This window comes from Bacteroides oleiciplenus YIT 12058, from assembly GCF_000315485.1.
GTDB classification, from domain to species: domain Bacteria; phylum Bacteroidota; class Bacteroidia; order Bacteroidales; family Bacteroidaceae; genus Bacteroides; species Bacteroides oleiciplenus.
In genome coordinates, this window is the sequence record NZ_JH992946.1 from 358,648 (window position 1) to 384,902 (window position 26,255).

The following is a 26,255-nucleotide window of genomic DNA, read 5'->3' on the forward strand; positions in this document are numbered from 1 at the left end:
TCAGAACTGTTTCTAAAGAATAATCTTATATGCGTAACATACTTTTTGTTTTATGGATATTTGGGGTTAGCCTGCCTGTTCGCGCTCAGATCCTGAATTCACCGGATCAAAACATGACTCTGGCATTTGCGCTTGACAAGCAAGGTACGCCTGTTTACACCCTCAACTATAAGGATAAAGAAGTGATAAAGTCCAGTAAGCTGGGCTTTGAGATCGTTTTAAGCAAACTGGGAGTTCTGGATTTAACCCGGAATTTTACTGTTATCAGTATAACTACTGATTCAGAGGATTCTGTATGGAATCCTGTCTGGGGAGAAGAGAAAGAAATTCGCAATCATTATAATGAGATGCTCGTGAAACTGTCAAATGCTGACCGTTTTATGAATATCCGTTTCCGTTTGTTCGATGACGGACTGGGTTTTCGTTACGAGTTTCCGAAGCAGGAAAAACTGTATGATTTCATCGTAAAAGAAGAAATAACAGAGTTCAATCTGGCAGGAGATCACAATGCATTCTGGATACCGGGTGATTATGAGACTAATGAGTATGTATATCTTACGACCAAGATATCGGAAATAGCCGTAAATAGGGAAAGGGCAATTACGCGCATAAAAACACAAGTACCCATTGATGGCGCTGTTGTGCAGACTCCGTTTATGATGAAATCGGATGATGGACTATATATAAACATCCATGAAGCAGCATTGGTTGATTATCCGGCTATGCATTTAAGTGTTGACATAAATGATTGGAAACTTTGTTCTCATCTGGTACCCGATGTTTGGGGAGGAAAAGGAGATATCTATACTCCGGCTAAGACACCATGGCGTACTATTATTGTAAGCGATGATGCCCGCCATATTCTAGCCTCAAAACTCATCCTCAATTTGAATGAACCTTGTCGGTTTGAAGATGTTTCCTGGATCAAGCCTATAAAATATATCGGGGTTTGGTGGGAAATGTTCGTAGGCAAAGGAACATGGAACTACACGGATGATACGCATATAAAACTAAGTGTTACTGACTACTCGAAATTGAAACCGAATACTACGCATTCCGCTAACACAGCAAATGTGAAACGTTATATTGATTTTGCTGCGAAGCATGGGTTTGAACAGGTGCTGGTTGAAGGTTGGAACATCGGTTGGGAAGACTGGGGAGGAAAAGTAAGAACCGACTTATTTGATTTCGTAACCCCTTATCCGGACTTTAATGTGAAAGAGTTACAGCAATATGCTGCCGATAAGGGTGTAAAAGTAATGATGCATCACGAAACAGGTGCTTCCGTAGCCAACTATGAACGTAGATTAGACGATGCTTTCCGGTTCATGAAGGAACATGGATATAATGCCGTAAAGACGGGATATGTGGGGTGGATCAGACCCAAAGGAGAACATCATGATGGACAATGGATGGTGAACCACTATATACACGTAGCAAATACAGCTGCTAAATATAAAATAATGGTAAATTCGCATGAGGCGGTACGTCCAACAGGCTTACACCGTACTTATCCGAATTGGCTGGCACAGGAATCTGCCCGTGGAACAGAGTTTGAAGCTATGGCTGGACTGCCTCCCGAACATACAACCATACTTCCGTTTACCCGTTTAATGGGTGGACCGATGGATTATACACCGGGCATTTTGCAAACCATATTCAGCTACCATAGTCCGAAGAAAACGAAACAGGCAGGTACTACACTTGTTAAACAATTGGCTTATTATGTAACTATTTATAGTCCGTTGCAAATGGCTGCTGACCTTCCTGAAACATATGAACGCTTTACTGACGTTTTCCAATTCATCAAAGATGTGGCGGTAGATTGGGATCATACTTATATTTTGGAGGCAGAACCGGGTGATTATATCACAATATCCCGTAAAGCTAAAGGCAAAAACGAATGGTTTATTGGTGGTATCACTGACGAGAATGCCCGTATGGCAAATATCACTTTTGATTATCTGCCAGTAGGAAAGCAGTACATTGCAACCATTTATGAAGATTCAAAGACTGCACATTGGAAAACAAACCCAATGTCTTATCAAGTACGGAAAGTGCTTGTTACCCATAAATCAAATCTGAAACAATATTTAGCCCCGGGGGGCGGAGTGGCTATCAGCATTAAAGAAGTCTCAGATAAAACAGAAATAAAAGGTCTGAAAAGGCTTTAAAACAAATAATATATGAATAAATTACAGCTTGTTTTTACTATAGTCCTTTTGTTCTCAGGTATTTGCGCATCAGGCAAGACTGTTGTTGTTGACGATAAAATATCGACCAAGGCAATCAATGATAAGCTTGTCGCTCTTGAAGGTGGAGATACGCTTTTATTAAAGAAAGGCTATTATCGTGTAAACCTGAAGTTGATAAACAAAACTGGTATTCAGGATAACCCTATCGTGATAAGGGGTGAAGACCGAGCGTATACTACGATAGATGGTGGTGCACCTGAACCGGGGAGCAACTTGAAAAATTATGGGGTGTTCATTGAAAACAGTTCATGGATTACGATAGATAACTTATCCTTCAAAAATTGTTGGGTAGATGTTGTGCGGGTTCATGAATCAAGTTACATATCATTGATAAACTGTACCATAAAAGGTGGACGGCGCGCGCTTTTTGCTCAGGGACGGAAAAGTCACCATTTTCTTGTAGAGAACTGTTATTGGGAACAGGGCGAACATGTTTGGACAAAGGAAGGTAAGTTCTCGTGGTCTGAGTTACATCATGGAGAGTTTAAACATTACAACGGTAGTATCTTTCAAGCAAAAATGATCGGAGGTTCCTTTGTTATTCGCGACAACTATATTAAAAACGTATATAACGGAATACGGTTGTCAATAATGGGCGATGCTGAAAGTGATACCTTAGCTTGTACAAACGGAGAAGTCTATCGAAATGTAATAGAGAATTCGGCCGATAATGCCTTTGAACCCGAAGTCTATTGTAAGAACCTTCATTTCTATCATAATACGATGATCAACAGTCATGCCTTTATTTCGATAACTGAGGTAGGAGGCGGTCCGATCTATTTCTATGGAAATACAGGTGTCAAATTGCCCGGTTGTAATGATGGTTGGACGATCTTTAAATTTGTAGGGAAAGAAAGACGTTTGACGAAACCGTTATATATATTCAATAATAGCTGGCAGGTTGACTCGGATGTATTGGGGCGTATAAATGAAGAATACTGGCATAGTGACCACATTTACCATTTCAACAATGCTTACCATCTTTCAAATGCTGATACGGTTGGTATCTATTATTTAGGAAAAAACAACCAGTTTGAGAATGATTGTGCCAATATCCCTTTTCCGGATAAAGTAGTCCGGACAAGTAAATGTCCGAGTATAGTGGCCGACCCGATGTTTATGGATGGTGCTTATGGAAACTTTTTGTTAAGAGATGGTTCACCTTGTAAGGATGCCGGAATAATACCGGATGATATTTCGATTTACTATACCGGAGATAAACTGGATATTGGTGCTTATGATGACGGCAAGTTAGTAGAAGGACCGGTCTTTCGGTATGTAAATCCAGGTATAGAAATACCCGACCGGGAAAAGCCCCGTATTGTGAAACATAAAGTGGAAAATAACACCTTGAAACTATGGTTCTCCTGTCCTTTGAATGAACAAACCATTAACGCCGGAAATTTCATGTTGAATGATATAACTTTTCAACGTTTCTGTCTTCAGGAGGAGAGTTGTTTACTTATTCTAACGGCAGATAAAGAATTGCCTTGGAATAATATCTATTTGTCGGTTATTGCCAAACCCAAAAGTATGGATGGCGAAGATGTTACCTTGTGGGCATCCTCTATTCCTACAAAACCGGTTTCAGAGGCTCAAAAAGTATTGGCACTGACAAAGAAAGCAGCAGATTATCTGATACAGAATACACTCTTTGATTTTGAAACTAAGGTAGTTACCTTCAATGCTAATATATCCCGATTGCGAATTAATGAACAGGTGCTGAATCGTCTAAGTCAGATTGCTTATGGATTGATAAGGTTGAATACAAAAGAAGCTAAAGAAACAAAACTCGGATTTTCTTTCCGTGGTAATATCAAACTCTACCTGAACGGAAATCTGATTTATGCTGGAGAATCCGATAAAGAACAGTTTGAGGAATATACCTATAACCGTTTTCGGTTCAGCCATGAAGTGAAGGTCAATTTGCATAGAGGAGAGAATCAGCTTTTAGTCAAGACATCTGGTGGAAGTAAGGGACTTGAATTTGTCTGTTGCGCTTTAAGACCGGATCAATTGTTCGATGATTCCATTGAAATAAGGAATAATATTGCGAATTCACATATCAATAATTGGCTGGTGACAGAACCTTTTGAAACTACTTCCGCTACCCCAATGGATTCTGTGTTTGGACCCGAACAAATGATACGTAGGTATTATGTATATAACGGCCGGATGATTACATGGCAAATGCAACAACCTCTCATCCAGCAAGCCTTAAAGGTTTCACCATTTACAAACAATAAAAAAGGTTTTAATGCTGATTGGCATTATGCGAATTCGAACACCTTACTGGGAATGCTGAATTTGTATACGGCTTCGAATGCCTATACTTATCAGGCGTTTGTCGATAAATTTAATAAGCATGTATTCGACCATTATCATTTTTTTAAAGAACAATATTTTTCATCGCGTGTAATGCGGGGAGGATACTTTCGTTTATTCAGGGCTACCATGCTCGATGATACGGGAGGTGCAGCTTTACCTTTGGCTGAAATCGTTTTGAATGCTGAGTCGCAAATTTTGCACCGGGAAATACTTGATCGGGTCCTTGATCATATACTTAACAAGCAATCGCGCCTTGCGGACGGTACATTATGCCGTCCCGAGCCAGTTGAACAAACAGTTTGGGCTGATGATATGTTTATGTCCGTTCCTTTCCTGTTGCGTATGGCTAAATTGAATAAGGATAGTAAATTATATGATGAAGCTGCTTTTCAGATATTGCACATCAATCATTATCTAACAGATCCACGTACCAATCTGTGCAGGCATGGGTGGTACAATCAAACAAAGGAGTTATCACCTGTTGCATGGTCAAGGGCAAACGGTTGGGTAGTCTGGGCGATGTCCGAGGCGTTACTTGGGCTGCCTGCAGACCATAAGGACTATAAGAAGATAAAAGAGGTGTTTACTAAACGTCTGGTGGCTTTACTTAATTATCAATCCGAGAGTGGTTTGTGGCATCAAGTCCTAAATGAGCCGGACTCCTATCTGGAGACTTCTGGAAGCGCCATGTTCGGATTAGCATTGGCAAGAGCGATCAACCATAAGTGGATCTCACAACGATACGTTCCACAATTAATGAAAATATGGGAAGCTGTTTCGGCGCAGATTGGTGAAAATGGGGTAGTGTATGGCATATGCCAAGGAACAGATATGGGTAAGGATGCCGATTATTACAAACGTCAGAAAACGCTTGAAAGTGATCCGCGCGGAATGGGTGCTGTGTTAACCTTGGGAACGGAAATGTATTACTTTTTTAATAAATAGCAGATTAAAAATGAAACGTATATTAAGTATATGCTTATTGATGGTAATAGTGGTATTTAATCTTTCTGCAGTGGATATCGTACCATTACCTTATAAAGTGAAAACTACAAATAAAAAGTTCTCTTTAGAAACAGGTGTTGACTATGAGAAACTTTTGATGGAACGAAATGCATCTATCAAGTCGTTTCAGATGGGTATTCGTGGAGGTGAACTGGATGGATTTTTTCAGAAATTGGGCTTTTTCAAGGAAGAATTGGGTGATGAAGGTTACGAGCTTCATATAGATAACAATCAGGTTGTGTTGGCTGCAAATACTCCTCAGGGACTTTTCTATGGAAAGCAATCTTTAATTCAACTGATTCGTGGTGCAAAGAATAATAAGCTTCAAGGATTGCACATCATAGACAAGCCGGCAGTGAAATTCCGTGGGGTAATGGACGATATAAGTCGTGGGCCTGTTCCGACCTTGGAATACATGAAATATCAGATTCGACGACTTGCTGAATTGAAAATAAACACATTGACTTACTATACGGAGCATGTAGTGCGTACGGAGAAGCATCCTGAGTTTGCACCTCCTGGTGGTGCGTTATCCATAGCCGAGTGGAAAGAATTATCTGAGTATGCAAAGGAGTATTATATAGAGTTAATACCCAATTTTCAATCACTTGGCCATGCCGGAAAGGTGTTGCTTAGCCCTAAATTTCAGAATATTGCTGAAAGCAATACGATGTATGCTTTGACTAAACCTGAAACATTAGAATTCATGCGGGATATTTATACAGAAATGAGTCCTGCGTTTGAGTCAAAGTTCTTTCATGTGAATTGTGATGAAACCTTTGATATAGGACGTGGTCCATCTGCCGAAAAAGTGAAAGAGCTTGGTGCAGGACGTGTATATACGGACTATATGAACCAGTTGTCTGCAATATTAAAAGATAATGGTAAGTGCATGATGATGTGGGGAGATATTGTGCTACAATATCCGGAAGTTTTGGACATCCTTGCAAAGGGGACAGTGATGATGACCTGGGAGTACAGTGATTATGATTCTTATAGCAAATGGATTGATCCGTTTGTAGAGAAAGGATTTGATTTTATTGTGTGCCCTGGGGTGTTGAATTCATCTCGTATCTCTCCAAATTACAAAATGGCCATTCCTAACCTCCAGAAGTTTATAAAGCAAGGAGTTGAGAAAGGAGCTATGGGAGTACTTAATACAGTGTGGGATGAAGGAAGTTTACAGACTTTCGATCGCGACTGGTATGGAGTGGCTTATGGCGCAGAACATTCATGGAATCCGAATGAAAAGGAGCTCAGTGATTTTGATGCTCGTCTTTCTAAAGCCATTTACCAGAGCGAAGGGAGGGAGCTTTTCGCTGCCATTCACAAGCTGACTGAAATGAGCGAAATCGGAGCTCTTGATAATATGAGTGAACTTGTCTTCTGGAAAACAATGATTCCTGAAAGAGGTAAATACATTCAATATAGCTTGGCAGATTGGGAAGATGTGTTTGAAGCCTGTTTAGAGATCGATTCTATTTTGAGTAAACCGACCGCTAAGAATTATATACGTGAATACAAGGCGTTTGGTATGGTGACTGCCGAATATAAATATTTGGCAAAAGCCAAGCTGAAATTGACCGAGGCTGCGTCTTTATATGCTGAGGCTATTGAATTTCAATGTCAGAACAAGACGAAAGCTAAAGCTTTGTTAGATAAAGCTTTAACTAACATAGCTGAATGCCGGAACGATTTAGCTAAGGTTCAAAAGGATTATGATGCTATTTGGAAAAAAGAAAATCGTGAGTATTGGAATAACTTTGAAATGGAGTCTTTTAATCGATTATTAGCTGATTATGATGACATAATTACTTCATTCAACACATCAGTTGGATATTTTGAACAAGGCTTGCCTCTAATTGCTCCAGCTGATATTCGCTTGGATATCCGGGAGCTCAAAGGTTCATACTTTACCTACTGGTTGATATCTCCGGCTTTCAATCTTGAGAATGGGGTGACATTCGATACGGACTTATTGAAAGGAATGGGTGGGGAGAGCACTGCTGCTCCTTTTCCTGGGTTCTCATTTTTCAATGAGAAAGGGGAGAGTATCAAGTGGATGAAATATTCCTCTTCACTTTCTGATCGTGTTTCGTTGGATACACCTTTAGACGCAAAAGGTAAAGTGCTATCTTATGCTTATTGTACATTAGAATCTCTGAAAGAGCAAACAGTAATCGCCAGCTTTGGTTTTACCGGAAAACTTGAAATTGTCTGTAACGGAGTATCTGTCTTTAAAAGACAGGGTAGTGAGACTATGATTACGGACGAGTATCAATGCAAGCTGAACCTGAAAGCAGGAAAAAATAAGATATTGCTTAAGTTGGGAAGAGCGACAAATAACTGGGAGTTTTCTTTCCGTATAGCAGATGTTAAAGTAAGCAGTAGGAAGAATAAATATCAAATAGATTAGCAGGATAATGCCGGAAAAGAGATAAGCTAAAGTTTTTTCCTCCCACCTTTTATTCTCCTCTTTTGTGTTGAGAATAAAGGCGGGATGTTCCTTTCCTTCTGTTGTTATCATGCCCTCGTCATTCTGTATTCCTTAGGCGACATCCCCGTATGCTTTTTGAAGTATCGTCCGAAAAACGACTGGTCGGGGAAATTATAACGGTCGGCTATCTCTTTCAGCGACAGGTTGGTGGATTGCAGCGTCACCTTAATTTCCAGGGTCAGGAATTCATCGATGATTTCTTTGGCGGAAATATTGCCTGCTTCCCTGGTGATGGCTGAGAGATAGCGGGTGGATATGCAAAGTTGTTCGGCATAGAAAGCCACATCCCGCTGGCTGGTGCAGTGCGTATGTACCAAGTGGATGAACTTCTTAAATAATTGCCCTTTCCGGTTGCTCCCTTCCAGTTGTTCTTTGGTGAAATACCGCTGCACCTTATCATAAGTATCCAGAAAGAATATCTGAAGCAGGTTTTGGGCAATACTTTCCTGAAACCTGTTTTCTTTGTCACCATAGACGGCTGCGCTTGCACCTATCAATCCCGTGATGGCCCTTATCGCTTCGGGATCCGTATGGGTATAGCACGCATTTTCTTTCATGAAATGCATGAAAGCCGGGTCCAGACGGAAACAGGCAACTTTTATCATTTCGCCTGAATAAGCGAAGTAATGTACCCGGAAATCCCTAGTGGCCGATTTCAATGAAAGAATGGAACCGGGCAGTAACATTACATTCGTATTGGGAACGATGTGATATTCCTCTAAATCTATACTAAAATCCGCTTCCCCTTTGGTGCAATACAGGAGTGCACCGTTGGTCAGTTTGATGAGGCGGTTGCGGTAAAAGTCCAGATTGTCCTCTCCGGCTCTGAATGTTTCTGCTTTGGTAGTTAATAATGGATTCATACTTGTCTTTTTGAGAATTTTGATGGTACAAAGGTAGGATATCTTTTTCAAACGTTAAGTGGTCTGTTCCGAAAATGAACAATGGAGTGCGACAAATGAAACAAGTTATTGTTCAAAAACGGCATACCTTTGCCGCCGACATTAGAAAAAGAAGTTTTTTTATTTAAAGATTGTAGTATGATAACAAAGAAGAGATTGACAAAGCAGATGATGACGCTCATCTGTAGTGTGACATTGGCAGCATGCGGACAGGCTCCTACCGTGCAGACCAATTCAGAGTATGAAGTGATGGGAATCACGACTTCCGACAGAGAATTGCAAACTACCTACTCAGCGAGTATCCGTGGACGACAGGACATTGACATTTATCCGCAGGTATCCGGTTTTCTGACTAAACTTTGTGTGGAAGAAGGGCAGTCCGTCCGTAAAGGGCAAGTGCTGTTTATCATAGACCAAGTGCCTTACCGTGCTGCTTTGCAGACTGCCGAGGCCAATGTGGAAGCAGCCCGCGCAAGTGTGGCTACTGCGCAACTGACGTATGACAGTAAGAAAGAATTGTTTGCACAGAATGTAATTTCGGAGTTCGACTTACAGACGTCTTACAATAACCTGTTGACAGCAAAGGCGCAGTTGGCGCAGACGGAAGCGCAGCGTGTGAGTGCTGCCAATAACCTCTCGTATACCGAAGTGAAAAGTCCTGCTGACGGAGTTGTAGGTACTCTGCCTTATCGTGTGGGTGCTTTGGTTAGCGCCAGTTTGCCTAAACCGTTGACCACGGTTTCCGATAATTCCGATATGTACGTGTACTTCTCGATGACGGAAAACCAGTTGCTGGATATGACCCGCCGCTACGGTTCCAAAAACAAGGCGCTCGAAGAGATGCCTTCCATTTCACTGATCCTGAATGATAAGTCAACGTACCCCTCACAGGGAAAGATTGAGACTATTAGCGGTGTGATAGATACATCGACCGGAACCGTCAGCCTGCGTGCCGTATTCCCCAATAAGGACGGATTGCTGCAGAGTGGAGGTTCGGGCAATGTGGTAGTCCCTGTTCAAAAACGGAATTGTATCGTTATTCCGCAAGCGGCCACTTATGAGTTGCAGGATAAAGTGTTTGTATTTAAGGTGATAGACGGCAAAGCGCAGTCTGCTCCGGTAGATGTGACCCGTGTGAACGGAGGAAAAGAATATATAGTAGATAACGGTTTGAGTGTGGGCGACATCATTGTGGCCGAAGGAGTGGGATTGCTGCGTGAAGGTACGCCGGTACAGCCCAAGTCAGCATCTTCTGCTGCACAACCCACTGCTAATCAACAAACAAAGGAGGATTAATCCATGAATTTGAGAACATTTATTGAACGCCCGGTATTTTCGGCAGTCATATCTATTACGATTGTCATCCTGGGCATCATCGGGCTGTTTACCTTGCCCGTAGAACAATATCCCGATATTGCTCCGCCTACCGTCATGGTAAGCACCAATTATTTCGGTGCTAGTGCGGAAACATTGCAGAAGAGCGTTATCGCACCACTGGAAGAAGCTATCAACGGTGTGGAGAACATGACTTATATGACTTCCAGCGCCACCAATGCCGGTACGGTTTCCATCACCGTTTATTTCCAGCAGGGCACTGACCCCGATATGGCGGCGGTCAACGTGCAAAACCGTGTATCCAAAGCTACGGGACAGCTCCCGGTGGAAGTTACCCAGGTGGGTGTGACGACCATGAAGCGCCAGACCAGTATCTTGCAGATGTTTTCGCTGCACAGTCCTGATGACTCTTACGATGAAAACTTCCTGTCCAACTATATCAGTATCAACCTGAAACCGCAGATACTCCGTATTTCCGGTGTGGGAGATATGATGATTATGGGTGGTGACTACAGTATGCGTGTCTGGATGAAACCCGATGTGATGGCGCAATACAAACTGATTCCGTCGGATGTGTCGGCAGTGCTTGCCGAGCAGAATATCGAATCGGCTACCGGTTCGTTCGGAGAGAACTCGGACGAGACTTACCAGTATACCATGAAGTATAAAGGCCGTCTCATCACGCCGGAGGAATTTGGTGAAATTGTTATCCGTTCTACTGAAGATGGCGAAGTGCTGAAACTGAAAGATATAGCGGACATTGAGCTAGGTAAGGACAGCTATGCCTACAAAGGCGGCATGGACAGGCACAACGGTGTATCCTGTATGGTGTTCCAGACGGCCGGTTCCAATGCAACGGAAGTGAACCAGAACATCGACAAATTGCTGGATGAAGTACGTAAGGACCTGCCGAAAGGCATAGAACTCACGCAGATGATGAGCTCCAACGACTTCCTTTTCGCTTCTATCCATGAGGTGGTAAAAACGCTGATAGAGGCTATCATTCTCGTTATCTTGGTGGTGTATATTTTCTTGCAAGACATCCGTTCTACGCTGATTCCGCTGGTAGGTATTGTTGTTTCGCTGATTGGTACGTTTGCTTTTATGGCGGTGGCAGGATTTAGTATCAACCTGATAACGCTCTTCGCCCTGGTGCTTGTGATTGGTACGGTGGTAGATGATGCCATAGTCGTCGTCGAGGCGGTACAGTCGCGCTTCGACGTAGGTTACAAGTCTTCCTATATGGCAAGTATCGACGCAATGAAGGGTATCAGTAATGCGGTTATCACCTCTTCGCTGGTATTTATGGCGGTATTTATTCCTGTATCGTTTATGAGTGGCACGTCCGGTACGTTCTACACTCAGTTCGGATTGACGATGGCGGTTGCTGTAGGTATCTCGGCCATTAACGCTTTGACACTGAGCCCGGCACTTTGCGCCCTGTTGCTGAGACCTTATATTAATGAAGACGGCACACAGAAGAATAATTTCGCTGCACGTTTCCGCAGGGCATTCAATGCGGCTTTTGATGTGGTGGTTGAGAAGTATAAAGGTGCGGTGTTGTTCTTTATCAAACGCCGTTGGCTGTCGTGGTCGTTGCTGGCTTGCTCGGTGGTGTTGCTGGTGGTTCTGATGAACTCTACAAAGACCAGTCTCGTGCCCGATGAGGACCAGGGGGTACTGTTTGTCAATGTAAGCACGGCTCCGGGTAGTTCTCTGAAGACTACAGACGACATCATGCTCCGCATTGAAGAACGCTTGGAAGGTATTCCGCAGAAACTGCATATTCAAAAGGTGACCGGTTACGGCTTGTTGTCCGGACAGGGAAACTCTTTCGGTATGATTGTGGTGAAGCTGAAACCCTGGGATGAACGTACGAAGAAAGAAGACCAGGTACAGGCGGTCATCGGACAGATTTATGCCCGCACGGCGGACATCAAGGATGCTACGGTATTCGCCATTGCTCCGGGTATGATTCCGGGTTACGGTATGGGTAACGCTCTCGACCTGAATGTGCAGGATAAGTTGGGTACGGATGTGAATACATTCTTCCAGACCACCCAGCAATATCTGGGCGCCTTGAACCAGCGTCCCGAAATCTCTATGGCCTATTCTACTTTCGACGTGCGCTATCCGCAGTGGATGGTAGAGGTGGACGCTGCCAAGTGCAAACGTGCCGGCATCACTTCCGATGCGGTGCTCTCCACGCTGTCGGGCTACTACGGTGGACAGTATGTGTCCAATTTCAACCGTTTCTCTAAAGTATATAAGGTGATGATTCAGGCCGACCCGCAGTATCGTATGGATGAAAGCTCATTGGATAACGCTTTTGTGCGCATGGCAAATGGTGAGATGGCTCCGTTGAGCCAGTTCGTTACGCTGACGCGTACGTATGGCGCCGAGACGCTGAGTCGTTTCAATATGTACAACTCCATTGCGGTGAATGCCATGCCTGCCGAGGGATATAGTACGGGTGACGCTATCCGTGCCGTGAAAGAAACAGCGGAGATAAGCCTGCCGAAAGGTTACGGTTACGATTTCGGTGGTATCACACGTGAGGAAAACCAGCAAAGCGGTACGACGGTGATTATCTTCGCTATCTGTATTCTGATGATTTACCTGATTCTGAGTGCGCTCTATGAAAGTTTCATTGTTCCGTTTGCGGTGATTCTGGCTGTTCCGGTGGGGTTGATGGGTACGTTCCTGTTTGCTAAGATGGCGGGATTGGAGAATAATATTTATCTGCAGACTGGTTTGATTATGTTGATAGGTTTGCTTGCCAAGACAGCCATTTTGTTGACGGAGTATGCTGCTGAACGTCGTAAGGCAGGCATGGGGCTGATCGCTTCTGCAGTCAGTGCGGCCAAGGCTCGTCTGCGTCCTATCCTGATGACGGCGCTGACGATGATTTTCGGTTTATTCCCGCTGGTAGTGGCTACCGGAGTAGGTGCTAACGGTAACCGTTCGTTGGGTACAGGTGTAGTAGGTGGTATGACTATCGGCACATTGGCATTGCTCTTTATCGTCCCGGCTCTGTTCGTCACCTTCCAGTGGCTGCAGGAACGTCTTCGTCCGGCGCAATCTATGCTGACACGCGATTGGCAGATTGAAGAGGAGATGGAAGTGAGCAAGAAAGAAATAGAGGAATCACATAAGTGAAATAAACAATATAAATAATGAAGAAACAAATCATCACTTTAGCTGTCGCAAGCTGTCTGTTAAGTAGCTGCGGTATCTATACCAAATATGAACGTCCCGAAGTCAAGACCGACGGACTTTACGGGCAGGATGTAGCGGTGGAAGATACCACCTCTATCGCCTCCCTCTCCTGGCGCGAGTTGTTCACTGACCCGCAACTGCAATCTCTCATCGAGCACGCTCTGCAAGGCAACACCGACTTGCAGTCCGCTCACTGGCGCATCAAAGAGGCGGAAGCCACTCTTTCTTCCGCCCGTCTGGCGTACTTGCCTTCGTTTATGCTGACCCCGCAAGGTGGTGTCAGCAGTTTCGATAAATCCAAAGGCTCCTGGACGTACACCGGCATTGCATCCGCCAGTTGGGAGATCGATATTTTCGGCAAACTGACCAATGCGAAACGTCGTGCGAAAGCCCTTTATCTCCAGAGTCTGGAGTATGAACAAGCCGTCACCACATCGTTGATAGCCAATGTGGCCAATATGTATTATACCTTATTAATGCTCGATGCCCAATACAACGTCTCTGCTGAAACCGCCGTGAAGTGGCGCGAAAGCGTGAAGACCATGCGTGCCATGAAAGCTGCGGGTATGACGGATGAGGCTGGAGTGGCCCAGACCGAAGCAAATTGCTACATGGTGGAGGCTTCTTTGCTCGACATCCGGCAGCAGATTCGTGAAGTAGAGAACTCTCTTTCCATCCTATTGGGCGATGTGCCTGGTGCCATTGAACGGGGAAAATTGGAAGGACAGGACTTTCCGGAAGAACTTGCCGTTGGCGTTCCTTTGCAGTTGCTCTCCCGTCGTCCCGATGTAAAGAGTGCGGAACTTTCTTTGGCACAGGCTTTCTATGGTACTAATGCTGCCCGTTCGGCATTCTATCCGTCCATCACATTGGGAGGCACGGCCGGCTGGACCAACTCTGCTGGAAGTATGATTATCAATCCCGGAAAGCTGTTGCTGTCTGCTGTCGGTTCGCTGACGCAACCTTTATTCAATAAAGGTCTGAACATGGCACAATTGAAAATAGCCAAAGCTCAGCAGGAAGAAGCTAAACTTTCTTTCCAGCAAGCTTTGCTGAATGCAGGTAGTGAGGTGAACAACGCTCTTACGCAAGTGCAAGTGGCCCGTGGCAAAACGGAGTTGCGTGACGGACAGATCACTTCTCTGGAAACCGCCGTACGCAGCACCCAATTACTGATGAAGCATGGTAACTCCACTTATCTGGAAGTACTCACCGCTCAGCAGTCTTTGCTTTCTGCCCAATTGACGCAGATAGCCGACCGTTTCAATGAAATACAGGGAATTATTAATCTCTATCAGGCTCTGGGAGGCGGTAGAGAATAAAAAACTCTCTCTTCTTTCGTTTCATCATCCCCTTTTATCCTTTCCGGACTGATTCCGGCGAAGTGGTAAAAGGGGATTTCATTATTTTTGCTGTTGCAAATACTGTTCTATCTGCATCGCTGTGGCATCTTTCAGCAACACCTTCTTGTCATTTAGTTTATCCACTTTTTGGGAAATCAGACAGATTCTTTTCTATTCCTCTCGCCAACATGAAAAATAGTGATTTAAATACTATTCCAACAGACAACGACTGTTCCTTCCGGTGCTATGGTTATCTGCTGTCCTGCGGCTTTTACTGCTTTATCGGCAAACCAGACTTTTGCTTCTTTTAGGCTTGTTCCCTCTATAGATATAGTTCGTTCAATATCTGTTTTATTGATTATTAATGAATAATATTTTTCTTCAATCTGGAAACTTTTCATTAGCATTCCTGATTCATGTTTGGTGAAATACGGAGTTTTATTGAAAATGCCAAGTGGAAGTTGACGAGTAATCCATTTTGCTAATTCTGCATAACTTCCGGTTTGCCGCGCCCCTAAGCCTAATGGAGTAGGTATCCACACGACTCGACCATTTCCAAAGTGATTGACTGCTCCTGTTATCTCATTGCCAAATGTCCCAATACTGGTTGCGTTGCTTAATGTTAGAGTACCACGCCATAAATATCCCGGAAGTGAAAGCCCATCAATATCCAGACTGAATGAATTGTTTGTCATCTTAAACTCCAGTGGGCGTGCTCCGAATAATTTTTCGAGTGTAAAACCGCTGACCATTGTGCAATGGGCTGTATCATCGTAAAATCCGGTGAGTCCATCTACTAATAATGTACCTCCTTTTTGGACAAACTGTTCTAAGTTAGTAATTTCTTTAGCGCTTAATGAAATTTGGTGAGATAGTATGATAACTTGGTCTTTGTAGTTTTCATGTGTGAAATCATATTCACCAAATTCGCAAAATTTACTTTGAAGCCCCATTTCCGATAAAACTTCAAAATATGATATGGCTGAACACATTACTCCCTCACCACGTCCCGCATACCCCGGCTTACCTTGATTTTGTATGGCTTCCGTCCACATGGATGTGCGATTATACAAAATTGTTATACCACTTTCTGCTGTGCGTATCTTTGCCATTTGTTTCTCGTGAGTATGAATGAATTTTGCTACATCAGCCGCTGCTTTGAGGCGGTCGGATGCTTCACCATTAAAGTTAATCATGGCCCATTCACCTGCTTCAGCTCCTGTTGCCCGTGCATTGAAACTCCAGAAAATCTCACCTTTAGCTTCGGATGCCAGATTTATCCATAACCATTGTGTGATTTCTTCGGCAGTAGGACACATAGGGATGGCACCGCTATATATGTTATTACCACCTTGTAATTCAGTCATAAGCCAGGGCAGTTCTCCTGCCCCTGCACGGATTAGCTCGGCATTTGCAGACATGGCTACTGTATAACGTTCTCGTGGGAAATAGGTGAAATGCCAGCTTGCGTGTGCCGATCCCCCTAATGAATGAAGGAATTTTCTCCATGTCGGGAAGTCATAATAACTCGAAAGTTTGAAGATATTATGTGGATTTACATGTAAATCATGGTGTGTATCGTATCGTTGTACTTGTTCTGCCAGCCAACCGAGATACCAATTGTGGTATTCCACAATGAATTTTTCTTTTTCGAAATTCAAAATAGGATATCCTTGAGGGTTATAGGCAGAAAAAGAGTGTTCTTCTTTCCATTTTGCATATTTATCTTGGGTAAATGGTTCATCAAATGGTAAATTAGGTGTTCCGGGTTCATTGATTAGCACCCATGCGGTTAGACATGAATATTTAGAGAAGTGCGTCACTACCTGACGTATATATTCCGCTACTTCCATCTGATGCACATTGGTATGGGGGAATTTAAACCCTCCTACATCAGAGAAATCTGTTTCAGGAAAGAGAGTTGCGTAAACCTTGATGTTATATTTCTCTGCGAGACGGAAAGCGCGGTCGAAAAGGGAAAAATCCCAGTTACCGTCTTTGGTTTTCATGTAAAGACCAAACATGCGGATACGGCATACTTCCATTCCGCTCTTTTGCATAAGGGCAAACCATTCTTCTATTTGTTTGTCAGTTTGTCCGGGCTCAATAAAAATCTGTGCTCCAATGAAAGGTTTGCTTTCCTTGTTTAGAGTTTGTCCTTGGACATTGAAACTGAATACCAGTGCAAGAATGAGATAAATGATTTTTTTATTCATGATGAGTCTGATTAATGTATTAGTTGTTATTTCTTTTTTTTATGTACTCTGAAGGTAATATACCATAGTATTCACGGAATGTTTTAGTAAAGTAAGAGTTGCTGTTGATACCAACCTGATACATAACTTCCGAAATGTTGTAATTTTTATCTTGAAGTAATTTGTAAGCTTGTTTCATTCTATAGTCCCGAATCAAGGCATTGATTGAGAGATTAGTTGTTGCCTTTATTTTACGATATAATTGGGTACGGCTGATATTCAGATTTTCGCATATTGTTCCGACTCCAAATTCGGAATTATGTATATTCTCTTGTATAATTTCCAATAATTTGTCCATAAAAGGATTTGTTGTAATTTGAGAATGCTCAATTTCGGTAGGCGTACTGCCTTGTATACTGGGCTTTTGCCGATATAGGATAATATTGCTTATTTTCATTAAAAGTACTTCGATAGAGAACGGCTTTAGAATATAATCTTCAGCTCCTTTGCTATATCCCAATTCAATATCCTCTTGACTGGCTTTGGCGGATAAAATTAAAATAGGAATGTGGTTTGTTATTAAATTCCCCTTTAGCATGGTGCATAACTCTAATCCGCTCTTTTCTTGTAACATGATATCAAGTAAAATTAAATCGGGGATATGTTTTTGAATTTTATCCATGGCGGTATCTACATTGCAAGCGGTAATAACATTATATTTTTTAGTCAGATTCAGATAGAGGTACTCACGCATATCCTGATTATCTTCTACAATCATAATTGTGAATTTGCTTTCAAAATAAAAAACATCTTCTGGTATAGATGATGCCTGCTCTTCGATAATAAGCTCATCTTCTGTGTAGTATTCCTCCCCTAATGGTAATTTTACGGAAAAAATAGTACCACCTTCGGTTGGAAGATTTTTTACTGAAATGGTTCCTTTATGTAGCGTTACTAAGTGCTGAACCAGTGCAAGCCCGATTCCCATACCAGAATTTTGCCATTGTTTGTTTTGATAGTAACGGTCAAAGATGTGTTCAATCTCATCCGGAGCAATTCCACATCCGGTATCTTCTACCGCCAATTCCACCCATTCTTTGTCTTGTGTAACAAAAACTGTGACGCAACCTTCTTCCGGAGTAAACTTTAAGGCATTCGATATGAGGTTACTGATAATTTTGATGACTTTATCCTGATCAAAATACCCTATAATATCTGATGTTTCATATAATAAATTAAAGTCAATCTTATGTAGGCTGGCAGCTTCTTCAAATCTGATGAAAATATCCTTAATGATGAAGACAATATTTATCTTCTTTACCTGCAATGGCACAGCCTCCTTATCAATTTTGCGTAAGTCTAGAAATTGGTATACAAGGTTATTCAAATGTTCTACATTACGCTGGATGATATTGAGTTTTGTAGAATTTGATGACGGATCATTATTGAGTAATACATCGTTTAGTGGCGCTGATATGAGAGTCAGGGCTGTACGTATCTCATGTGAAATGTTTGTGTGGAATTTTAGTTTGGTATCATTTAGTATCCGTTCATGTTCTCGCTGGATATGTTCTATTTGAATATCTTTTTTAAGTTTGTATTGAATTGCATAATACCTGAAGATAATGAGAATAATACCAATTATGGTTAGAACGTAAAGTGTATAGGCCCACCATGTATTCCAAGGGGCAGGTTCCACTTTAATTGAAATACTTCGCTCTGTATTACTCCATATACCATCACAATTTGCAGCACGAACTCTGAAGGTATAAATTCCCGCCCGTAACTGATTATAGCTCGCACTTCTATTTTGGGCGGTGGAATAATGCCATTCAGAATCTGCTCCTTCCAGTATGTAAGCATAGTAAACTCGTGCTGGATTTTGAAAATCAGGTGCCAGGAAATTAAGGGTGAAGTTGTTGTTATGATGATCAATTGTTATTTGGTTTTTCGTGAGAAGATTCTTTTTATGAGAGTTTGAAATCAGTTGACTGTTTTGGGACTTCTCATAGAAATTGTTAATTGTCAGGCTCGTTATTTGTGGAGCGGCAGTATAAACATTATCCTTTATTTCTTGTGGATTGAAATATGTAATGCCATTGATAGTGCCGATATATAGAGTGTTATTTTTATCATCAAAGAAGCTGGCTTCAGTTGTAGCGTTACTACAAAGCCCATCATTATAATAATATTCCCGATAATAGTTGGTTGTTGGGTTATAACGTAATAACCCCTGACTGGTGTTTAACCATAATTCTCCTTTGTCATCTTCTATAATATTCATTATTTTACTATTGGATAATTTTGGAGAAGTGTCTATATTTAAAATCGTTCGATTTATTAAATCAATACAACTCATCCCGGAATCTGTTGCAATCCATACGTATTGTCCTTCACTTGAAGGGCATATACTCCACACTTGATTACTTTTAATGGGAGAATCTTTGGTTGTGATTATCTTATAATCAGTAATGTTGGATTGTCTGTCAAGGTTTAATATATAAATCCCTTTGGAGCGGGAACCAAACCATAAATTTCCTTTTATATCTTTTTTCATGCAAAAGATATCTTGTGTATAGGGTGTTTCAAAATAGTGGAATTGGAAATCTGGTTTAAATAAATTCTTTAAACGAAGTAAATGACCTGTGCCACCTATCCAAATTGCACCTTGGTTATCTTGTATAATTGCACTGGCGGAGTGTATTTTTTCATAAATGTCGTGTGGAATGCCATTTATATCTAATAAATTGTATAAACGTTTATTACGATAGATGTAAACGTTACGATTGGTACAAATCCAGATATTGTATTCCGCATCTTCAAATATGGCATTGAAATTCTGTTTTCTATCAATATTAAGTTCTGTATAACTATCATTTTCCAACATATAGACCCCACCTAATTTGATGCCAATCCATAATCTGTTTTGCGAATCTTTTAAAATAGAACGGATTAGGGGGCGTGCTTCCCGATTGGGCATTTTTAGTGTACGGAAATGCTTGGAATTAAGGTTCATTATCGCTATTCCGCCATGTCCTGATCCTATCCATAAGCACTTAGATTTATCTACATAGAAGTTTCTAATCAGATTGGAACTGAAGAAGGAATGAGAATTTAGAGCGGGAGATAGAATTGAGTATTTCCTTTCTCCATCGTCTTTGTTGATGAGAATGATTCCGTCACCTTCTGTCCCCGCTATATATACGTTCTCCTTTAATTGGGTGATGGTGGTTAGCGGATTGGCGATTTCCGTTTTATAGAAATACATCTCATTCTGTTCTTTTATGTATAGCCCTTGTGGATGTGAAACTAGGATAGAGGAGGTCGAATCGCAATATATGTCTTGTGCGGTACGTATAAAATCATCCTGATGACGCTCTACCAAATTCCTATCTTCATCCAGGCAGATTATTTCTTCTGAAGTGAGTATCCATAATTGCTTATCGGAAGAGTGCACTATCTTCTTTATAATAGTATTATTTAGACTGGCTATTTCTGTTTTATGTGGAATAATTCTTTTGCTTTTATCTGGGATATTGAAGAAGAAAAGCCCATTGGAAGTGCCTATCCAAATGACCCCGTCAGTTCCTTCCGTCAAAGCTCTGCAGTCTGTCCATATTTGTCCTTCGGGGATACTGAATGTGTCATCATCATAGTTATATAGATTTAAGCAAGGGGTACCTTCTGTTCCTATCCATATGTTTCCTTTGGAATCTTCGAATGTAGAAATGACTCTGTTGTTGCTTAGTGATGTTGTATCTCCACTGATGTGATGATAATTGTTACAGGTATATCCGTCATAACGGCATAGTCCGTCATAGGTACCCAACCACATGAATCCTTTTTTATCTTGGGTGATGGAAGTTACCGCTTGTTGTGGTAATCCTTCGTTTACAGAGATGATTTGCAAACGGGAATTTAGGCTATAGAAATCTGTCTCTTTTGCAGATATGTGAATCGAAAGAGATATAAATGATAATAGCCAGATAAATTTTAGTATTTTTGATATCATGTACATGATAGATTTAATGGTTATGTGGGGCAAGTTACTTATTTATTTTATATAGATATATTCGGTTTTTTATATTTTTAATCCGATGGTTGATTTGAGCAAAGAAAAGGTACTTTTGAGCGGGTGTGCTATGGGAGGAGCGCTTACTTTTGTGCAGAAATCAACCTATTGTTTAATTTAAAATTATATTCTAAATGCTATGAGAAGTTTCTTAATACTATGCTTTTTGTTCTTGATGTGTGGCTTTACTGTGCAAGCGCAAGTAAAAGTACAAGGTTTGGTTCGTTTGGCATCTGACAAAGAACCCATTGCTGGAGCTACTGTTCTTATTAAGGGTATGAATACAGGAACAGTAACGGATATGGAAGGACGTTTCTCCTTAACTTTGAATACTGTTCCTGCTACATTGGCTGTTTCTTTTTTGGGGATGAAGACTAAGGAAGTTAAAGTCATAAGCTCGACTCCGGTGAACTTGGATATTCTGTTGGAAGAAGACCAGACACAAATAGATGAAGTGGTTGTGATAGGCTATGGGACAGTCCGGAAGAGTGATTTGACGGGCTCTGTTTCTACGATGAAAGGGAGCGATGTCGGTAATGCCCATATGCTTTCTCTTGACCAGTCCATGGCAGGGCGTATGGCTGGTGTAAACATAACCAATACGAGTGGAGAACCTGGTGCTGGTATTAGTATTCAAATTCGTGGTACCGGTTCTATTAATTCGGATAGCGAACCTCTTTATGTGATTGATGGGGCGCCCATAACGAAGGATGCCGGAACAGGAGTTGGTAATATTGACGGGCTTAGTTCGGCCGTTGTGAATCCGCTCTCTTCCATCAATCCTAATGATATTCATTCCATTGAAATTTTGAAGGATGCGTCTGCTACGGCTATTTATGGTTCTCGTGGTGCAAATGGCGTTGTTTTGATTACAACTAAGTCGGGAATGGTTGGAAAACCCGTAGTTACATTTGGAGCGAGTGTAGGCTTTAGCAATGTTTCTAAGAAGATTGACGTTTTGAATGGAACGGATTATTTGAATTATATGGCACATGAACGTAAGGATAACACATATATAGAAAAATATGATTCGCTGATGAATACTCCTTCCCAAAATTGGCAGGATGCTCTTTTTAAGACTGCAATCACACAAGATTATAATGTCGGTGTTCGTGGTGGTACAGAAAGTACAAAATACGCGTTGAGTGCTGCTTATACCGATCAGCAAGGTACGGTTGACAATTCCGGTTTCAATCGTTTTACAATTCGTTCCCGCATTGATCAGAATATTGGTAAACGTATTAAAGTAGGTGTAAATCTCAGTTATGCAGCTTTCACACAAGATGGGGTACCTTCTGGGGGCTCAAAAGATGCAGGAGCCGATGTGTTTCAGCAAGCACTCACTTATCGTCCGGTAAATTATCGTTCGAACGAAACAGATTTGGCAGAAAGTGGTGAATTGAGTGATGATTATAATATGCAGTCAAATCCAAAGGATTATGTGCAGCAGGTTCGGAACACATTAAATAATACTCGAATGATAATCAATACGTATGCAGAGTATGAATTTATGAAGGGGCTGCTTTTTAAAACTTCTTATAATCTGGATGACACCAAAACAGATAAGAATATTTTTTATCCGGCTTCCATTGCGGCTGGCGCGGCAACTAATGGTCGGGGAACTAATGCTTGGGCAAAACGAAGAAACTGGTCTTGGGAGAACCTACTAACTTACAGTACGGTTATTCATAAAGATCATAGTATTAATGCGATACTTGGCTATACGATGGAAAAACAAACAGGGCGGAACTTTTCTATTGAAACTCGTGATTATATGGATGTTTTTGCTTCGTTGCCTGGAGGTAATGTGGGACATGGCTTGTCTACTATGGCTCCGGTTGTGTCAGAATTCAGCAGTACATTGGTGTCTTATCTGGGGCGTATCAATTACTCGTATAAGGGGAAGTATCTTTTCACGGCCAGTGTTCGTTCTGATGGTTCAAGTAAATTCCCGAAGGGCAAGAAATTCTCCTACTTTCCTTCTGTTGCATTAGCTTGGAATATGAAAAAAGAATCATTCATGAAATCTCTGGAAGCAATTGAAGATCTGAAACTTCGGTTAAGTTATGGGCGTACAGGTAATCAAGGTATTCCTCCTTATAGCAGCCAGGAAGTTTATGCGAATGTGTATTATTCGTTTAATCAGTCTGGTGGAATGAAACCCTCTTCTGCACTAAAACCTGGTATTATTGTTCAGTCAATAGCTAACCCGGATTTAACATGGGAGACTACTGAGCAATACAATGTGGGCTTGGATTTGGGTTTGCTTCGCAATAGAATAACTTTGTCTGTAGATGCTTATTTCAAGAAAACGTTTGATTTGTTACTTTCTAAGCCACTGGACTATAGCATGGGATTTGCTTCTATGATGTATAATTCCGGTAGTCTTGAAAATAAAGGTATTGAATTTGTACTGAATACGGTCAATGTGTCACATCGCAATTTCTCATGGACATCTTCTTTCAACCTTTCCTTTAATCGGAATAAAGTTTTAAATTTAGGTGATAATGCTGCATTAACCTTTAATGGTGGAAATCTCTATAATGAAGCATTTATCCTTCAACCGGGGCAGCCTGTTGGTACAATGTATGGTTTTATCTACGATGGTGTTTACACATACGGTGATTATAAAAACTTCTATATCGATCAGGATCCGTCAAAGGGCCTGGTTTCTAAAGAACAATGTACTGCTATCTATGAACGTATTAAGAGTGGATCGGAAAAAGCGGTATTGATGGATGGACAACCCAAATATGCAGGCGGAATCCCATTACCCGGCAGTGCTAAGTTTCGTGATATTGTTGGAGAAGATAATAATGTGACGCCTGAAGACCGGACTTATATAGGAAACAGCGATCCTAAGTTCTTTGGAGGATTTGTCAATAAATTCGAGTTTAAAGGTTTTGATATTAATCTTTTTATGCAATTCTCTTATGGGAATAAATTTCTCGTAGCCAATTATTTCCCCCTTCAGGGATATGATACAAGAAATATTCTGCAAGATATTTATGACAATGCATGGAGACCCTACCGGGATAGTAATGTATGGCCTGACTATACCATTGATTCTTATAAGTCCGTAGCATCCAGTATGGTGGTTGAGGATGGCTCTTATCTGAAAATCAAAGATCTGACTATTGGCTATACTATTCCTACGCAATGGTTGAACTCTGTTGGCATTAGTAAGGCTCGCATTTATCTGACTGGTCAGAATTTGTTCACTTTTACCAAATTCAAATGGTATGACCCGGAGGTGGCGTCCAACAATCCGATTATGGGCGGTTTTTATCGTTTCACTTATCCGAGTTCAAGGACTATTATTACTGGAATATCACTTAGTTTCTAATTTAAAGCACAATAGAATTATGAAAAATAAATTATTAAATCAAGTTTTATTGCTGACATTCCTGATACTGTCAGTATCTTGTGAAACGTCTTTTCTGGATGAGAAAGTGACTACTTCATTGAGTAAAGATCAACTTTACAAAAAAACGGCGGATTATGAAATGGCCCTGATGGGAGTATATGATATGCTCGGGGCACGTAGTTTGCCAATCATGGACGGAGGCATTTTGAATTATCTATGCAATTACAATGGAGGTGTTCCTTTATTGGGCGAACTGGCAACTGATGAAATGTGTTCTTCTGCGGCAGGAGCATCTAAACAACTGTTTTTGGAGGAGCTGGATAAATGTAAATCAACCGGACAGAATACGATTGTGAAATCTGTGTATGCAGGACAGTATGCTATGATTAATCAGGCTAATGCTCTAATTTTTAATGCAGATAAGCTTAGTGAGCCAAATTCAGCAATTAAACAATATGTGGCAGAAGCTAAATTCTTGCGTGCCTTGTGTTATTATAATTTGGTATCGCTTTATGGCGGAGTGGTTTGCACTACATTACCCGGTTCTGAGAGAGTTGGGACTGTACTACCCCGTTCATCGACAGAAAAAGTGTATGAGCAGATATTTCAGGATTTGAAAGATGCGTATGCAACACTTCCTAAGAGTTTTGCGGTCGAGAAGGAGTTTGGCCGTGCAACAAGTGTTGCTGCGGCTGCGTTGTTGGCTCGTGCAAGTTTAACCGCTGCAACCATGGGTAAATATGCCGGAATAACTGGTGAATTGGCATTAGAAGGTGGCATTAATTCCTATGAATGGGCCCGTAATATGGAAAAAGAGTTATTTACGCAGGCCAAAACTTATGCTGATAAAGTAATAAAGGAAGGTTTCTCTTCAGAAGACGCATTGTTATCCATGCCCTATGAACAGAGCTTCTATCCTTATGAAAATACGGTTGAAGTAATTTTTGATGTTCAGTTCCAATATGGATTTTCACAATCGGAAGGCGGATGGGTTGGACGAATTTCGGGACCGGATTCATGGAACTGGGCTATACCTACAGGAAATATTGCTAATACTTATATGCCGTTTGGTGGAAAAACAATAGGAGAGAACTTTCCAACACCGGCAACGAAAGCTAATTGTGATATGCGTAAGTACAAAAATATCACGAGTTTCAAATATAAAGGAAATGGAACGCTGTGGCCTCCACTGGCAACTGATAAGACTTATAATATAGGAAAATATGCTGTGGAGAAGGTAAAGGATTACCCCAATCAGGAACATCCTCATAATTTTGTAGTACTCCGTCTTGCTGAAATTTATTTGATTTGGGCGGAAGCAGATGCAGAGTTAAATAACGGTCCCACTGTTGATGCATACCGTATGATAAACTACGTTAGACGGCGGGCTGCCGATGCTAATATTTTGCCTGATTTGAATAGGGAAAATTTGGATGATCCTGCAGTACTAAAACCGATTCTGGGAATCACGCCACAAACAGAACTTGAAAAATTCCGTCTTGCTTTGTTACAAGAACGTATGCTGGAGTTTGTGGGCGAGGGAATCCGTAAAGTTGATATGATACGTTCAGGTTGGAGTGCTGAGCTTTTAGAAAATGTGAATGTTTCTGATTATGATGAGGTTAAATACCTATATATGAGACGCATGTTTGAAGAATACAGTATCTTCTTACCTATTCCATCCCGGGAGGTGACTATTTCCAATGGTATTATAATTCAAAACTATGGTTATTAAAA

The 26,255-nt window shown here is 41.4% G+C and carries 11 protein-coding genes; 8 read left to right on the plus strand and 3 right to left on the minus strand.

The window, feature by feature from the left end:
* Positions 1-29 precede the first annotated feature (29 nt).
* From HMPREF9447_RS26020 to HMPREF9447_RS26030, 3 genes are read left to right on the plus strand one after another with little or no spacing between them, the layout of a single operon-like run.
* Positions 30-2,174, plus strand: a complete 2,145-nt coding sequence (locus tag HMPREF9447_RS26020) for a glycoside hydrolase family 97 protein (RefSeq protein WP_009132637.1) — start codon at positions 30-32, stop codon at positions 2,172-2,174.
* A 12-nt stretch (positions 2,175-2,186) separates the two neighbouring features.
* On the plus strand, positions 2,187-5,528 hold the full coding sequence (locus HMPREF9447_RS27535) for a glycoside hydrolase family 88 protein (RefSeq protein WP_009132638.1): 3,342 nt from the start codon (positions 2,187-2,189) through the stop codon (positions 5,526-5,528).
* A gap of 10 nt (positions 5,529-5,538) precedes the next feature.
* Positions 5,539-8,004 carry a family 20 glycosylhydrolase gene (locus tag HMPREF9447_RS26030; RefSeq protein WP_009132639.1) on the plus strand — a complete coding sequence of 822 codons (2,466 nt, stop codon included), beginning with the start codon at positions 5,539-5,541 and terminating at the stop codon, positions 8,002-8,004.
* A gap of 107 nt (positions 8,005-8,111) precedes the next feature.
* Here HMPREF9447_RS26030 and HMPREF9447_RS26035 read toward each other — a convergent pair whose 3' ends face one another.
* Positions 8,112-8,948 (minus strand): helix-turn-helix domain-containing protein, encoded by an 837-nt coding sequence (locus tag HMPREF9447_RS26035; RefSeq protein WP_009132640.1) that lies wholly within the window; start codon positions 8,946-8,948, stop codon positions 8,112-8,114.
* 177 nt (positions 8,949-9,125) lie between these two features.
* Between HMPREF9447_RS26035 and HMPREF9447_RS26040 the strand changes: the two genes are divergently transcribed.
* Genes HMPREF9447_RS26040 through HMPREF9447_RS26050 form a run of 3 tightly spaced genes read left to right on the plus strand, consistent with a single transcriptional unit; the run spans position 9,126 to position 14,863 of the window.
* On the plus strand, positions 9,126-10,283 hold the full coding sequence (locus HMPREF9447_RS26040) for an efflux RND transporter periplasmic adaptor subunit (RefSeq protein ID WP_044138707.1): 1,158 nt from the start codon (positions 9,126-9,128) through the stop codon (positions 10,281-10,283).
* Between the two features lie 3 nt (positions 10,284-10,286).
* Positions 10,287-13,481 (plus strand): efflux RND transporter permease subunit, encoded by a 3,195-nt coding sequence (locus tag HMPREF9447_RS26045; RefSeq protein WP_009132642.1) that lies wholly within the window; start codon positions 10,287-10,289, stop codon positions 13,479-13,481.
* Positions 13,482-13,498: 17 nt separating this feature from the next.
* Entirely contained in the window at positions 13,499-14,863 is a 1,365-nt protein-coding gene (locus tag HMPREF9447_RS26050; RefSeq protein WP_009132643.1) for an efflux transporter outer membrane subunit, read from the plus strand.
* Positions 14,864-15,087: 224 nt separating this feature from the next.
* On the opposite strand, the gene HMPREF9447_RS26055 is transcribed toward HMPREF9447_RS26050, so the two are convergent.
* Both HMPREF9447_RS26055 and HMPREF9447_RS26060 read right to left on the minus strand, forming a co-directional pair.
* A complete protein-coding gene (locus HMPREF9447_RS26055; protein ID WP_009132644.1) occupies positions 15,088-17,100 on the minus strand; it encodes a beta-galactosidase trimerization domain-containing protein in 2,013 nt (670 codons plus the stop codon).
* Between the two features lie 19 nt (positions 17,101-17,119).
* Positions 17,120-21,091, minus strand: coding sequence for a hybrid sensor histidine kinase/response regulator transcription factor (locus tag HMPREF9447_RS26060; RefSeq protein WP_009132645.1), 3,972 nt, complete (start codon positions 21,089-21,091; stop codon positions 17,120-17,122).
* A gap of 199 nt (positions 21,092-21,290) precedes the next feature.
* On the opposite strand from HMPREF9447_RS26060, the gene HMPREF9447_RS26065 reads away from it, so the two are divergent.
* Together HMPREF9447_RS26065 and HMPREF9447_RS26070 are read left to right on the plus strand one after the other, a co-directional pair.
* Positions 21,291-24,497, plus strand: a complete 3,207-nt coding sequence (locus HMPREF9447_RS26065) for a SusC/RagA family TonB-linked outer membrane protein (RefSeq protein ID WP_009132646.1) — start codon at positions 21,291-21,293, stop codon at positions 24,495-24,497.
* Between the two features lie 19 nt (positions 24,498-24,516).
* A complete protein-coding gene (locus HMPREF9447_RS26070; RefSeq protein ID WP_009132647.1) occupies positions 24,517-26,253 on the plus strand; it encodes a RagB/SusD family nutrient uptake outer membrane protein in 1,737 nt (578 codons plus the stop codon).
* Positions 26,254-26,255: the final 2 nt, after the last annotated feature.

Excerpts from the sequence above, each read along its gene's own strand:
- HMPREF9447_RS26020 (WP_009132637.1), top strand. The coding sequence starts at position 30 with ATGCGTAACATACTTTTTGTTTTATGGATATTTGGGGTTAGCCTGCCT.
- HMPREF9447_RS27535 (WP_009132638.1), top strand. The coding sequence starts at position 2,187 with ATGAATAAATTACAGCTTGTTTTTACTATAGTCCTTTTGTTCTCAGGT.
- HMPREF9447_RS26030 (WP_009132639.1), top strand. The coding sequence starts at position 5,539 with ATGAAACGTATATTAAGTATATGCTTATTGATGGTAATAGTGGTATTT.
- HMPREF9447_RS26035 (WP_009132640.1), bottom strand. The coding sequence starts at position 8,948 with ATGAATCCATTATTAACTACCAAAGCAGAAACATTCAGAGCCGGAGAG.
- HMPREF9447_RS26040 (WP_044138707.1), top strand. The coding sequence starts at position 9,126 with ATGATAACAAAGAAGAGATTGACAAAGCAGATGATGACGCTCATCTGT.
- HMPREF9447_RS26045 (WP_009132642.1), top strand. The coding sequence starts at position 10,287 with ATGAATTTGAGAACATTTATTGAACGCCCGGTATTTTCGGCAGTCATA.
- HMPREF9447_RS26050 (WP_009132643.1), top strand. The coding sequence starts at position 13,499 with ATGAAGAAACAAATCATCACTTTAGCTGTCGCAAGCTGTCTGTTAAGT.
- HMPREF9447_RS26055 (WP_009132644.1), bottom strand. The coding sequence starts at position 17,100 with ATGAATAAAAAAATCATTTATCTCATTCTTGCACTGGTATTCAGTTTC.
- HMPREF9447_RS26060 (WP_009132645.1), bottom strand. The coding sequence starts at position 21,091 with ATGATATCAAAAATACTAAAATTTATCTGGCTATTATCATTTATATCT.
- HMPREF9447_RS26065 (WP_009132646.1), top strand. The coding sequence starts at position 21,291 with ATGAGAAGTTTCTTAATACTATGCTTTTTGTTCTTGATGTGTGGCTTT.
- HMPREF9447_RS26070 (WP_009132647.1), top strand. The coding sequence starts at position 24,517 with ATGAAAAATAAATTATTAAATCAAGTTTTATTGCTGACATTCCTGATA.